This is a genomic window from Streptomyces sp. NPDC102437 (genome assembly GCF_044765565.1).
Classification (GTDB): domain Bacteria; phylum Actinomycetota; class Actinomycetes; order Streptomycetales; family Streptomycetaceae; genus Streptomyces.
The window spans coordinates 131,218-144,109 of sequence record NZ_JBIWKI010000019.1 but is presented as its reverse complement, the minus strand read 5'-3'; the positions used below and the strand labels follow the sequence as shown (position 1 = coordinate 144,109).

The following is a 12,892-nucleotide window of genomic DNA, read 5'->3' as shown; positions in this document are numbered from 1 at the left end:
CGTCAGTCAGACGATTACACTGGTGCGCGTGCCTCAACTACGTCTCGCACTGAATCAGATCGACTCGACCGTCGGTGACCTCGCCGGCAACACCGAGGCGATCGTCCACTGGACCCGGCACTCCGCCGAACAGGGCGCCCACCTGGTGGCGTTCCCGGAGATGGTGCTGACCGGCTACCCCGTCGAGGACCTGGCCCTGCGCCCGTCCTTCGTCGAGGCCTCGCGGCAGGCGCTGCGCGCGCTCGCCGCCCGGCTCGATGCCGAGGGCTTCGGGGAGCTGCCGGTCGTGGTCGGCTACCTCGACCGCTCGGAGACGGCCCAGCCCCGCTACGGGCAGCCGGCCGGCTCCCCGCAGAACGCCGCCGCGGTGCTGCACCGGGGGCAGGTCGCGCTGACCTTCGCCAAGCACCACCTCCCCAACTACGGCGTCTTCGACGAGTTCCGGTACTTCGTGCCGGGCGACTCGATGCCGGTCGTACGGGTCCACGGCGTGGACGTGGCGCTCGCGATCTGCGAGGACCTCTGGCAGGACGGCGGCCGGGTGCCGGCCGCGCGGGCCGCCGGTGCGGGTCTGCTGCTGTCGATCAACGCCTCGCCGTACGAGCGGGAGAAGGACGACACCCGGCTGGAACTGGTCCGCAAGCGGGCCCAGGAGGCAGGCTGCACCACCGCGTACCTGGCGATGATCGGGGGCCAGGACGAGCTGGTCTTCGACGGCGACTCGATCGTCGTCGACCAGGACGGTGAAGTGATCGCCCGCGCCCCGCAGTTCGCCGAGGGCAGCGTCGTGCTCGACCTGGAGCTGCCGGCGGCCGCCGCCGAGCCGCCGTCCGGGGTCGCCAACGACGGACTGCGGATCGACCACGTGGTGCTCTCCGATGAGCCGCTCCCGGCGTACCCGGCGGAGCTGACCGGCGGCTACGCGGAACGGCTGGACGACGACGAGGAGCTGTACTCGGCACTGGTCGTGGGGCTGCGGGCGTACGCCGCCAAGAACGGCTTCAGCAGCGTGCTGATCGGGCTCTCCGGCGGGATCGACTCGGCGCTGGTCGCCGCGATCGCCTGCGACGCGCTGGGGGCGCAGAACGTGTACGGCATCTCGATGCCGTCGAAGTACTCCTCGGACCACTCCAAGGGCGACGCGGCCGAGCTGGCCCGCCGCACCGGGCTGAACTTCCGCACCGTGCCGATCGAGCCGATGTTCGACGCGTACATGGGCTCGCTGGGGCTCACCGGTCTCGCCGAGGAGAACCTCCAGTCGCGGCTGCGCGGCACGATGCTGATGGCCGTCTCCAACCAGGAGGGCCAGATCGTCCTCGCGCCGGGCAACAAGTCCGAGCTGGCGGTCGGCTACTCGACGCTGTACGGCGACTCGGTCGGGGCGTACGGCCCGATCAAGGACGTCTACAAGACGTCGATCTTCCGCCTGGCGAAGTGGCGCAACCGGGCCGCCGAGGAGCGCGGGCAGACCCCGCCGATCCCGGAGGCGTCCATCACCAAGCCGCCCAGCGCCGAGCTGCGCCCGGGGCAGGTCGACACGGACTCGCTGCCCGACTACGACGTACTGGACCGGATCCTGGAGCTGTACGTCGACCGGGACCAGGGTTTGGACGAGATCGTCGCGGCCGGCTACGACGCGGCGCTGGTGGCGAAGACGCTGCGGATGGTGGACACGGCGGAGTACAAGCGGCGGCAGTACCCGCCGGGCACGAAGATCTCCCCGAAGGGCTTCGGCAAGGACCGGCGGCTGCCGATCACCAACCGGTGGCGCGAGTCGGGCTGAGCGGGGCGATGGCGCGGTGGCCGGGCGGACCGGTCACCGCGCCCTCGCGTTCGGGCGCGCGTCAACGGTGGCGGAACGGCTCACCGCGTCACAGCTTCACGCGCGCCACGATCGGCAGGTGGTCGCTCTCCGTCGCGCCGAGCGTCCACGAGGACACCGGTTCGATGTCCTTCACCAGGATCTGGTCGATCCGTGCCATCGGGAACGAGGCCGGCCAGCTGAAGCCGAAGCCGTCGCCTGCCGCACCCTGGGTGGAGCGCAGCTGGGAGCTGACCGCGTTCAGGGCACGGTCGTTCATCGTGCCGTTGAGGTCGCCGAGCAGGATCACCCTGTCGAGCCGTTCGTCGGCGATGGCCTCGCCCAGGGCGTCCACGCTGTCGTCGCGCTGGTTGGCGGTGAATCCGGCATGCAGCTTCACCCGTACGGACGGCAGGTGGGCCACGTAGACGGCGACCTCGCCCTTCGGTGTCGTCACCGTGGAGCGCATCGCGCGGGTCCAGCCCATCTTGATGTCGACCGGCCTGGTGGCGCTCATCGGGTACTTGCTCCACAGGCCGACGGTGCCCTGCACCGAGTGGTACGGGTAGCGGTCGGCGAGTGCCGCCTCGTACGTCGCCACCTTGCCGTTCGGCAGCTCCTCCAGGGCGATGACGTCGGCGCCGGAGTCCGCGACCTTCCGGGCGGTGCCCTTGGGGTCGGGGTTGTCGGCGTTGACGTTGTGGGTGGCCACGGTGAGGTCGCCGCCGGTGCCGGACTTGTCGGTGAGCAGGCCGCCGAAGGCGTTGAACCAGACCACGACCGGCAGCAGCAGGGCGATCAGCGCGGTCGCCGAGCGGCGCACCAGGCCGAGGACCAGCAGCAGCGGGACGAACGCCCCGAACCACGGCAGGAACGTCTCGGAGAGGCTGCCCAGGTTGCCGATGGCGTTCGGGATCTCGGCGTGGAAGGCCATCACGAGGGTGAGGAGCACCGAGCAGAGGGCGAGGACGATGCCGCGCAGCCAGATGCCCGGGTCGCGGGTCAGCCTGTCGCGCAGGTCCCGGAAGCGGGATCCCGGCCCGACGCCCCCCGGCTCCGGTTCCGGTTCCGCACGGTCGTTCCCGGTGTCCGCTCCGTACGCCTGCACCATCGCGCTGTCCTCACTGCCTTGCCGTGCATGTCGCCGCGCCCTCGACCCTAGGCGATGGGCGGCGTGTTTCCTGCCGTCGACGACGGCCGTACTGCCACGAGGACGAAGGGCGGGGTCCGGCGGGTTCCGGCCGGGCGGGGTCTGTGGGGGCTTGTGACAGAACGCTCACACTCGGGCGGGTCCGGTTCCGCGCCCCGGTCCGGGAGTGTCGGGCGTCGCCGACCGTGTCAGCTGCCGCCCGACTGGCGGGGGGCCAGGCCCTCGACCAGGGCCTGGACGATGCGGTCGGCGAGATCATCGGGCAGCGGCGCGTCGGGCCGGTGGATGGTGCGTACGAGCATGGGCCCGAGGAACAGGTCGTCCATCAGCCCCACGTCCAGGTCCGCCCGGAGTTCGCCGGCGTCGACGGCGCGCTGGACGGCGGCCAGCATGGCGACGCGGCGGGGTGCGATGACGCTGCTGTGGTACTCCTCCCACAGCTTGGGGTGGCTCTTCATCTGCGCGAAGACGTTGTACAGCAGGGCCGAGGAGCGCTGGGCCAGGCCGCGCCTGCGCAGCGAATCCAGCAGCAGGCGCAGGTCGTCGAGCCCGGCGGTGCCCGAGACCGCGGGCTCCGGCGGCTCCATGTCCTTCAGGACGTCGACGAAGAGTTCTTCCTTGCCGCTCCACCGCCGGTAGATCGTCGCCTTGCCGACCCCCGCGGTCCGGGCTATCCGCTCGATGGACAGGACCGCCAGGGGCTCACCGGCCTCCAGCAGTCCGACGACGGCGTCCAGGATCGCCCGCTCGGCCGCCGCGCTGCGCGGCCGGCCCCGGCGCGGTTCAGGGGTCTTCCCGAGCCGCTGCCCCGGGCCCTGTGCCGGTGCCTGTGCCCGTGCGTCGGTCCACCCCTCGCTGCGGTGCCGGGTCGCCGGGGTCATCGGCCCGCTCCCGCCGCGCGTACCGGCCGGTCGCCCCGGCCGGACCCGTCGGGGCCTTTTGCGGCGGGCGGCTTCCCCGGCAGGAAGAGCGCGACCACGAGGGCGCCCACCAGGGCGATGGTCGCCGAACCGATGGCGGTGACGTGCATGGCCTTCAGGAACGCGTCGTTCGCCGAGGCGATCAGCCCGGCGCCCGCCGGGCCCAGCTTGTCCGCGATGGCGAGCGTCGCCTCGATCGACTCCCCCGCCGCGTCCCTGGCCCCGGCCGGGAGCGCGGCGAGGTGGCCCTCGATGTCGCCCCGGTAGACGGTGGAGAGCACCGAACCGAGCACGGCGACCCCGAGCGCCCCGCCGACCTGCCGGAAGGTGTTGTTGATGGCGGATCCGGAACCGGCCTTCTCCCGGGGCAGCGCCTGCATCACCGAGACGGTGACCGGTGTCATCACATGCGCCATGCCGGTGCCCTGGACGAAGAAGAGCAGGCACAGCACCCAGACCGGCGTGGTCTCGTCGAACAGCGCGAACGCCGCCAGCCCGACGGCGACCAGCAGCATGCCGACGGTGCAGGTGGCGCGGGCGCCGAAGCGGTCGACGAGCAGCCGGGCCCGGGGCGCGAAGATCACCTGAGTGGCGGCCAGCGGCAGCAGCATCAGTCCTGCCTGGAGTGCGGTCCAGCCGCGCACGCTCTGCATGTAGAAGGCGGAGAAGAAGGTCACCCCCATCAGTGCGAAGAAGACCAGCGCTATGGCGGCGACGGCCGCGGCGAACGACGGCTCCTTGAAGTACGAGATGTCGATGGCCGGGTGGGTGCTGCGCTTCTCGTGCCAGACGAACCCGGCCAGGACGAGCAGCCCGCCGAAGCTCGACAGCAGCACCACGGGGTCGGCGAAGTCGGCGAGCTGGCCACCGCGGATGATGCCGTACACCAGCAGCACCAGGCCGACGATGGAGAGCACGACGCCGAGCGGGTCGATCCGGCCCGGGTTCGGGTCCTTGGAGTCCGGCACCAGCAGGGCCATCGCGATCAGCGCCACGATCACCACAGGCACGTTGACCAGGAAGATCGAGCCCCACCAGAAGTGTTCGAGCAGCAGCCCGCCGGTGATCGGGCCGATCGCGATGGCCACGCCGACGCTGCCGGCCCATATGCCGATGGCCCTGGGCTGTTCGTCGCGCTCGAAGACGTTCACCAGGACGGCGAGGGTGGCCGGCATGACGAACGCGGCGCCGAACCCCATCAGGGCGCGCCAGGTGATCAGCTGGGCCGGCGAACCGGACATGGCGGCGAGCGCGGAGCCGGTGCCGAAGAGCAGGATGCCGAAGAGCAGCACCTTCTTGCGGCCGATGCGGTCGCCGAGCAGACCGGCGGTGAACAGGAGTCCGGCGAAGACGAGCGTGTAGGCGTTGATCGCCCACTCCAGCTGGCTCTGGGTGGCGCCCAGGCCGGTGGGTGCGGGGCTCGCGATGGTCTTGACCGCGACGTTCAGGATCGAGTTGTCCAGTACGACGATGAGCAGGCTGAACATCAGGACGACCAGGATCGCCCAGCGGCGACGGTGGACCGCCTCCGGAATCTGGGGCGCGGCGGCGCGAGCACCGGACGGCATCGACATGAAACGGAGCTTATCCGATTTCGATACGAGACCGTCTCGTATTGGAAAGCCGTTTGGGAAACCCTTTACGGGCGTGCGCGGGGCCCACTTCCCGTGGACCACCGCGGGATGCCACCATGGAACCGGTCCGGGGACGCCGTCAGGGCGCCTCGAGATGACGAAGGAGCCGTTGGCAATGTCGCTTCAGGCTGCGCAGAATCAGTCCGCAACACCTCCCGCGGGTACCCGCACCGACAGCAGCAAGGCGCTGTACGGAGGCAAGAGCACCCGCCGAATCTCCGTCCACGACATCGCCGCCGCCACCGAGCGCGGCGAGAAGTGGCCCATGCTCACCGCCTACGACGCGATGACCGCGTCCGTCTTCGACGAGGCCGGGATCCCGGTCATGCTCGTCGGCGACTCCATGGGCAACTGCCACCTCGGTTACGAGACCACCGTGCCCGTCACGATGGACGAGATCGCGATCCTCTCCGCAGCGGTCGTACGGGGCACCAAGCGTGCCCTGATCGTCGCGGACCTGCCCTTCGGGGCATACCAGGAGGGCCCCGCCCAGGCCCTGCGCAACGCCACCCGGCTGATCAAGGAGTCCGGCGTCGGCGCGGTCAAGCTGGAGGGCGGCGAGCGGAGCCACGAGCAGATCAAGCTGCTCGTCGACGCCGGCATCCCGGTCATGGCCCACATCGGTCTGACCCCGCAGTCCGTCAACGCGATGGGCTACCGGGTGCAGGGCCGCGGCGAGGAGGCCGCCCAGCAGATGCTGCGCGACGCCAAGGCCGTGCAGGACGCGGGCGCGTTCGCCGTCGTCCTGGAGCTCGTACCGGCCGAGCTGGCCGCCGAGGTCACCCGCACCCTGCACATCCCGACGGTCGGCATCGGCGCCGGGCCCGACACGGACGCCCAGGTGCTGGTCTACACCGACATGGTCGGGCTGACCGGCGGCAAGGTGCCGCGCTTCACCAAGCAGTACGCGAACCTGCGCCAGGTGCTGGGCGACGCGGCGAAGGAGTTCGCGGAAGAGGTCGTCGGAGGCGCCTTCCCGGCCGCCGAACACACCTTCCACTAACTCCACCGGTCCCACCGGTCCTGCCGGTCCCGCCGGTTCGTTCCCTCCGAACCACTGCCGGCACCACCGACAGCCCGCCGACATCCCCCATCGGCGGGCTGTCGGCCTGCTGTCGGCGGACTGTCGGTGGTGGCTGGTCCCATGGTGGGCATGACGCGAATCGACAAGAACCCCAGGAGCGGCCCGAACGCCGTCGAGGTCCGGGGGCTGGTCAAGCACTACGGCTCGACCAAGGCGCTGGACGGCGTGGACCTCGATGTCCGCGAAGGCACTGTGCTCGGTGTCCTCGGCCCCAACGGAGCGGGCAAGACCACGCTCGTACGCTGCCTGTCCACCCTGATCGTCCCCGACGCCGGACACGCCGTCGTGGCGGGCTACGACGTGGTGAAGCAGCCCCGGCAGCTGCGCCGCACCATAGGTCTGACCGGGCAGTACGCCTCGGTCGACGAGAAGCTCTCCGGCTGGGAGAACCTCTACATGATCGGGCGGCTGCTCGATCTTTCCCGCAAGGGCGCCCGGTCCCGGGCCGACGAGCTGCTGGAGCGGTTCTCGCTCACCGACGCGGCGAAGAAGGCCGCGATGGACTACTCCGGCGGCATGCGGCGCCGGCTCGACCTGGCTGCCTCGATGATCGGCAACCCGGCCGTGCTGTACCTGGACGAGCCGACGACGGGGCTGGACCCCCGGACCCGCAACGAGGTCTGGGACGAGGTGCAGCGGATGGTCGCAGAGGGGGCGACCGTGCTGCTCACCACCCAGTACATGGAAGAGGCCGAGCAGCTCGCCGGCGAGCTGACCGTCATCGACAAGGGGAAGATCATCGCCCGGGGCGGGGTCGACGAGCTGAAGGCGAAGGTCGGCGGCCGCACCCTGCAGATCCGGCCCTCCGACCCGGCGCAGCTGGCCGCGATGGCGCAGGCGATACGCGAGGCGGGGCTCGACGGGGTCTCGGGAGCGCAGGCCGTCCCGGACGAGGGACTGCTGTACGTACCGATCCTCAGCGACGAGCAGCTGACCGCCGTGATCGGCCTGCTCGGCACCCGGGGCTTCCCGCTGGCGCACGTCGCCACCGCGCTGCCCAGCCTGGACGAGGTCTTCCTCGCCATCACAGGCGAGAAGTCCGCTTCCGTCACCGACACGATCCCCGAGGAGGTCGCGGCATGAGCACGGCGACTCTGACACCCACGCCCACGCCCACCGAGTCCGCGCGGGTGAGGGCGGTCCACGACGAGGGCCGGATAGGGCTGCGGAACAACCTGCGCCACATCGGGGCGCTGGTGCGGCGCAACATGCTCCAGATCAAAAAGGATCCGGAGTCGATGTTCGACGCGCTCCTGATGCCCGTCATCTTCACGCTGCTGTTCGTGTACGTCTTCGGCGGATCGGTCGGCGGCAGCATGGGCGGCGGCCGACAGGAGTACCTGAACTACCTGATCCCCGGGCTGATGGCGATGATGGGCATGAACATCGCCATGGCGGTCGGCTCCGGCGTCAACGACGACTTCCGCAAGGGCGTCATGGACCGGTTCCGGACGATGCCGATCGCCCGTTCCTCGGTGCTCATCGCGAAGATCGTGGTCGAGCTGGGCCGGATGATGGTCGCCACCCTCATCCTGCTGGCCATGGGCTTCGCGCTCGGCATGGAGCTCCAGGAGTCGGTGCTCGGGCTGCTCGGGGCGATCGCGCTGTCGGCCGCGTTCGGCGCCGCCATCATGTGGATCTTCATCCTGCTCGGACTGACCATGAAGACGGCCCAGGCGGTTCAGGGAATGGGGATGCTCGTGCTGATGCCGCTCCAGTTCGGTTCCTCGATCTTCGCCCCGACCAGGACGATGCCCGGCTGGCTCCAGACGTTCACCGACTACAACCCGCTGTCCAATCTGGCCGACGCCGCGCGCGCCCTGATGATGGGCGGCCCGCTCGCCCACTCGGTCCTGGTGACGCTCGGCTGGACCGTGGTCATCACCGCGGTGATGGCGCCGCTCGCGGTCGCCAAGTTCCGTAAGAAGTCCTGACCGGCCGGGTCACTCCCGGTACGCGTCCACGAGTGCGGTGGCCTCCTCCAGACAGAGGCCGCCGCCCTCGGCGTACGCGCTCTCGTAGGCGGGCCGGCCGAGCACGGCGACGGCCAGTTCTTCCGCCCGTGCCCAGTCGTCGCGCTCCATCGACGTCGGTACGTGGCCCAGGGGCAGCAGTTCCCGGCCCGCCCCCAGCAGCCGGGCCGCGGTGGTGGCCCGCCGTTCGCCGCCGATGCCGGCCAGCGAGCGCGCGAGGGAGACGAGGTTGATGACGGACATCTGCGGGGCCACCAACTGCGACAGCCGGTCGTGGGACCGCTCCAGCGCCACCAGGCCCTGGGGCAGGGCGTCCGCGTACCGCCCGTCCTGGTTGTCCAGCCAGGCCATCGCGCCCAGCACGACCCCGTCGAAGATCGCCATGGTCTCGGAGTGGAACTCCTCGCGCAGTACGGTGAGTTGCTCGCGCGCCTCGCCGGTGCGGTCGGTGCGCCCCAGCCACATGGCCAGATGGAGCCGGGCGATGGACCTCGTGTCGTGCCGCCCGGCGATCACCTCGCGCAGGATCGCCTCGCCCTCGGCGCCGCGGTCCATCTCGGTGAGCACGGCCGCGTATCTGGTGCTCAGGACCGCCACCTGGGAGGCCGCGCCCAGCTCCTTCGCGTACCCGATGGCTACCTGGAAGTCCTCGGCCGCGCGGGCGTACTCGCCCCGGCGTTCGTTGGCCTCGCCCCGCGCCGAGAGCGCTTCGGCGACGCCCCAGTCGTCACCGATCCGGCCGAAGAGCTCCAGGCTCTCGTCGGCGTCCGTGCGCGCGTCGCCCGCCCACTCGGGCCGGTTGGCCAGCACGTTGGCCCGCGTCTGGAGGGCCCCGGCGAGCTCCCATTCGTAGCCGAACTCCCGGCAGGCGCGGACCGTTTCGTCCAGCAGCTCGCGCAGCCTGCCGGTCTCCCCGACGAGCATGACCGCGAAGAACCAGAGCGATGCCGGGACCCGGCAGGTCTGCGGCTGGCCGGCCCGGTAGGTGTTCGCGATGACCCGCAGCCGGGCCATGCTCGCCTCGTCGGTCCACCGCTCCGCGGCGTGGTCCATGCTGACCAGCCGGATCAGCCCCGCCTGGCGGCGTGCCTCCTGGAGCAGTTCGGGCCGCATGGGCGGCGGTGCGTCGGTGCAGCGTTCGTGGATGGAGGGCGCGGGCTCGGCGGGCGGGGCGAAGGGGTCGGGGCCCAGCGCGGCGGCGTCGGCCCAGTGCAGCGCGTCGCCGCTCAGATTGCGCATCTGCCAGTACCAGCACAGCGAGAGCACCATGCAGAGCGTCTCCTGCTCGTCGCGGGCGGCGACGGCGCAGCGCAGGGCGGTGCGGATGTTCTCGTACTCGCGCTGGAGCAGCTCGATGGCGGACCGCTGCCCGGCGCCGCGGAGCCGGGGCTCCGTGGTGCGGACCAGTTCCCGGAAGAACACCAGGTGGCGCCGGACCACGGGGTCGCGCTCCGCCGCCTCGTCGAGCCGGGCGGCGGCGTACTCTCCGACGGTCTCCAGCAGCCGGTAGCGCATCTCGCCGTCCTCGGCGGGCGCGGCGACGACGAGCGATTTGTCGACGAGGGAGCCGAGCAGCCCGGCGACCTCGCGCTCGCCCTGCGGCCCGTCCGCGCAGACCGCCTCGGCGGCGGTCAGGGTGCAGCCGCCCGCGAAGACGGAGAGCCTGCGCAGCACGGCGCGTTCGGCTTCGTCGAGCAGGTCCCAGGACCAGTCGACGACGGCGCGCAGGGTCTGCTGCCGGGGCAGTACGGTGCGGGCTCCGCTGGTGAGCAGACGGAACCGGTCGTCGAGCCGGTCGGCGATCTGGCGCGGGGTGAGCATCCGCAGCCGGGCGGCGGCGAGTTCGATGGCGAGCGGCAGTCCGTCGAGGCGGCGGCAGATCTCCGCCGAGGCGGCCGCGGTCTCCTCGTCCGTGTCGGTCCGGAAGCCCGGCCGGGCGGCGGCGCCGCGTTCGGCGAACAGGCGCAGCGCCATCGGGTCGGGCAGCGGTTCGACGGGGCGGACGAACTCGCCCGGCACGCCGAGCGGTTCACGGCTGGTCGCGAGCACGGTGAGCTGCGGGCAGTTGGCGAGCAGGTGGTCGGCGAGGGCGGCGGCCGCGTCGACGAGGTGTTCGCAGTTGTCCAGGAGCAGCAGCATGCGGCGCCGGGAACAGTGCTCGGTGAGGCGGGCGAGGGGGTTGTTCCCGCTTCCCTCGGCGACCCTGATCTCCTCGGCACCGGCGCCGCGCAGCACGGTCTCGCGGGCGCCGAGCGCGGTGAGTACGGCCTCCGGGACCGCATCGGGGTCGTCGACGGGGGCGAGTTCGGCCAGCCAGACGCCGTCCGGCCAGGCGGGCCCGGCGGATTCGGCGGCCTCCTGGGAGAGCCGGGTCTTGCCCGCGCCGCCGGGGCCCAGGAGGGTGACGAGCCGGGCGTGCGAGAGGTCCTCGCGCAGGGTCTCGATGTCGTCCTCGCGCCCGACGAAACTGGTGAGCCTGGCCCGGAGGTTGCCGTGCCGTGCGGCGGGGGGCGCGGTGCGGGGAGCTGTAAACCGCGCGGCCGGGGCGACGGGGGCGGGCGGACGGACCGGGTCCTGGCGGAGCAGTTCGGCGTGGAGCGAGCACAGTTCGGGGCCGGGGTCGGTGCCGAGGCGGTCGGCGAGCAAGGTGCGGACCTCGTCGTAGGCGGCCAGTGCCTGGGCGGTGCGCCCGGCGTCGCGCAGGGCGCGCAGCCGCAGTGCCTGGAGGGGTTCGTCGATCGGGTGCTCGGCGCACAGGGCGACCAGTTCGGGCAGGGCCTCGTCCGCTCGGCCGAGCGCCAGGACGGCACGGAGCCGGTTGCGGCGGGCATCCAGCCGCCGGGCGTCCCAGCGGGCCGAGACGGCGTCGCGGTCGGGCAGATCGGCCAGGACCGGGCCGCGCCACAGGCCGAGCGCGTCGTCGAGGACCACCTTGGCCTTCGCCGCGTCGCCCTCCTCCAGCGCCCGCGCGCCCTCCCCCGCGAGCCTTTCGAAGCGGTACAGGTCGACGGTGTCCGGCTCGGCGGCCAGCCGGTAGCCGCTCTCGGCGGAGACGACCGCGTCGTGGCCGACGGCGCGCCGGAGCCGGCCGACGAGCGCCTGGAGTGCGCCCACCGCGTCGGCGGGCGGTTCCCCGTCCCACACCTCGTCGACGAGCACGGCGGCGGGGACGGTGCGGCCGGGGCGCATCGCGAGGACGGTGAGCAGGGCGCGCAGCCGTGCCCCGCCGACGGCGACGGCCGTGCCGTCGTCGCTCAGTGCCCGGGTCGTTCCGAGGATGCAGTAGCGCACCGGCCCATTCTCCGTGACCCTGATCGGGAAACGCACACCTGTCCGCCCGTACCCCTGTGCGGCATGCTCCGGATCGCTCGTCATGCCCCCACCCTGTCCGGAACCACCGCCCCGGCGCGAGACGTTTGTGACGTGTCGGCGGTACGGTCGGGCTCACCGCCCGGCGCATTGTCCCCCTTCCGGCCGTCCGTCAGGAGTTCGCCGATGACCAGCGCAAGCGCCCGCAGCGACCGCCGGATCAGCCCGGTCTTCCTCGGGATCGCCGCCGTGACGGCGGTGTCGGGCTGGGCGGTGTGGACGGACACCGGGTATCCGTACGGGCTCGCGGTCTTCGTCTTCGTCACGGGGGCATGGGTCGTCTCGCTCTGCCTGCACGAGTACGCGCACGCCCGCACCGCGCTGCACAGCGGGGACCTCTCGGTCGGTGCCAAGGGATACCTCACCCTCAATCCGCTCGCCTACACGCACGCTGTGCTCAGCATCGTGCTGCCGGTGCTGTTCGTGATCCTGGGCGGGATCGGGCTGCCCGGCGGCGCGGTCTTCATCGAGCGGGGGCGGATCCACGGACGGTGGAAGCACAGCCTGATCTCGGCGGCGGGCCCGCTGACCAACGTGCTGTTCGCGCTGGTGTGCACGGCGCCGTTCTGGCTGCACGCGCTGGACGGTGTCCCGAGGGAGTTCCGGTACGCGCTGGCGTTCCTGGCCCTGCTCCAGGTCAGCGCGGCGATCCTGAACTTCCTGCCGGTGCCGGGGCTGGACGGGTACGGGGTGATCGAGCCCTGGCTGTCGTACCGGATCCGGCGCAAGGTGGAGCCGTTCGCGCAGTTCGGGCTGCTCGCGGTGTTCGCCGTGCTGTGGATCCCGGAGATCAACCACGTCTTCTTCGACCTGGTCCACGGGGTGCTGGACTCACTGGGCGTGAGTGGCCTGGGCACGGAGTGCGGCCGCGCCGCCTATCGGTTCTGGGAGCACTGGAACGAGGAGTATCCGGTCTGCGCCTTCGGCCGGTGACCGGCGGACCGGCGGGCCGGCGGTCTCG

The 12,892-nt window shown here is 71.7% G+C and carries 9 protein-coding genes; 5 read left to right on the top strand and 4 right to left on the bottom strand.

Features of this window, described 5'->3' with window-relative positions:
- Positions 1–28: 28 nt before the first annotated feature.
- Positions 29–1,783 carry an NAD+ synthase gene (locus ACIRJP_RS24430; RefSeq protein ID WP_404177827.1) on the top strand — a complete coding sequence of 585 codons (1,755 nt, stop codon included), beginning with the start codon at positions 29–31 and terminating at the stop codon, positions 1,781–1,783.
- Positions 1,784–1,871: 88 nt separating this feature from the next.
- On the opposite strand, the gene ACIRJP_RS24425 is transcribed toward ACIRJP_RS24430, so the two are convergent.
- The 3 genes from ACIRJP_RS24425 to ACIRJP_RS24415 form a co-directional block, all read right to left on the bottom strand.
- Positions 1,872–2,912 carry an endonuclease/exonuclease/phosphatase family protein gene (locus tag ACIRJP_RS24425; protein ID WP_404177824.1) on the bottom strand — a complete coding sequence of 347 codons (1,041 nt, stop codon included), beginning with the start codon at positions 2,910–2,912 and terminating at the stop codon, positions 1,872–1,874.
- A gap of 227 nt (positions 2,913–3,139) precedes the next feature.
- Positions 3,140–3,832: a TetR/AcrR family transcriptional regulator gene (locus tag ACIRJP_RS24420; protein WP_404177821.1), complete on the bottom strand. Its 693-nt coding sequence runs from the start codon at positions 3,830–3,832 to the stop codon at positions 3,140–3,142.
- On the bottom strand, positions 3,829–5,445 hold the full coding sequence (locus ACIRJP_RS24415; protein ID WP_404177818.1) for an MFS transporter: 1,617 nt from the start codon (positions 5,443–5,445) through the stop codon (positions 3,829–3,831). Before ACIRJP_RS24415 ends, ACIRJP_RS24420 begins: the two co-directional genes overlap by 4 nt.
- A 175-nt stretch (positions 5,446–5,620) precedes the next feature.
- On the opposite strand from ACIRJP_RS24415, the gene panB reads away from it, so the two are divergent.
- The 3 genes from panB (at position 5,621) to ACIRJP_RS24400 (ending at position 8,523) form a co-directional block, all read left to right on the top strand.
- Positions 5,621–6,508 carry a 3-methyl-2-oxobutanoate hydroxymethyltransferase gene (gene panB, locus ACIRJP_RS24410; RefSeq protein WP_404177815.1) on the top strand — a complete coding sequence of 296 codons (888 nt, stop codon included), beginning with the start codon at positions 5,621–5,623 and terminating at the stop codon, positions 6,506–6,508.
- 141 nt (positions 6,509–6,649) lie between these two features.
- On the top strand, positions 6,650–7,672 hold the full coding sequence (locus ACIRJP_RS24405; RefSeq protein ID WP_404177812.1) for an ATP-binding cassette domain-containing protein: 1,023 nt from the start codon (positions 6,650–6,652) through the stop codon (positions 7,670–7,672).
- Positions 7,669–8,523, top strand: coding sequence for an ABC transporter permease (locus ACIRJP_RS24400; protein WP_404177809.1), 855 nt, complete (start codon positions 7,669–7,671; stop codon positions 8,521–8,523). The genes ACIRJP_RS24405 and ACIRJP_RS24400 overlap by 4 nt, the downstream gene beginning before the upstream one ends.
- A gap of 9 nt (positions 8,524–8,532) precedes the next feature.
- Here ACIRJP_RS24400 and ACIRJP_RS24395 read toward each other — a convergent pair whose 3' ends face one another.
- Positions 8,533–11,853 (bottom strand): AfsR/SARP family transcriptional regulator, encoded by a 3,321-nt coding sequence (locus ACIRJP_RS24395; protein ID WP_404177938.1) that lies wholly within the window; start codon positions 11,851–11,853, stop codon positions 8,533–8,535.
- 204 nt (positions 11,854–12,057) lie between these two features.
- Between ACIRJP_RS24395 and ACIRJP_RS24390 the strand changes: the two genes are divergently transcribed.
- A complete protein-coding gene (locus ACIRJP_RS24390; protein ID WP_404177806.1) occupies positions 12,058–12,864 on the top strand; it encodes a site-2 protease family protein in 807 nt (268 codons plus the stop codon).
- Positions 12,865–12,892 lie beyond the last annotated feature (28 nt).

What these genes read in the sequence shown, in the direction of transcription:
- ACIRJP_RS24415 (WP_404177818.1), bottom strand. Translation starts at nt 5,445, where the DNA reads ATGTCGATGCCGTCCGGTGCTCGCGCCGCCGCGCCCCAGATTCCGGAG.
- ACIRJP_RS24400 (WP_404177809.1), top strand. Translation starts at nt 7,669, where the DNA reads ATGAGCACGGCGACTCTGACACCCACGCCCACGCCCACCGAGTCCGCG.
- ACIRJP_RS24420 (WP_404177821.1), bottom strand. Translation starts at nt 3,832, where the DNA reads ATGACCCCGGCGACCCGGCACCGCAGCGAGGGGTGGACCGACGCACGG.
- ACIRJP_RS24405 (WP_404177812.1), top strand. Translation starts at nt 6,650, where the DNA reads ATGGTGGGCATGACGCGAATCGACAAGAACCCCAGGAGCGGCCCGAAC.
- panB (WP_404177815.1), top strand. Translation starts at nt 5,621, where the DNA reads ATGTCGCTTCAGGCTGCGCAGAATCAGTCCGCAACACCTCCCGCGGGT.
- ACIRJP_RS24425 (WP_404177824.1), bottom strand. Translation starts at nt 2,912, where the DNA reads ATGGTGCAGGCGTACGGAGCGGACACCGGGAACGACCGTGCGGAACCG.
- ACIRJP_RS24390 (WP_404177806.1), top strand. Translation starts at nt 12,058, where the DNA reads ATGACCAGCGCAAGCGCCCGCAGCGACCGCCGGATCAGCCCGGTCTTC.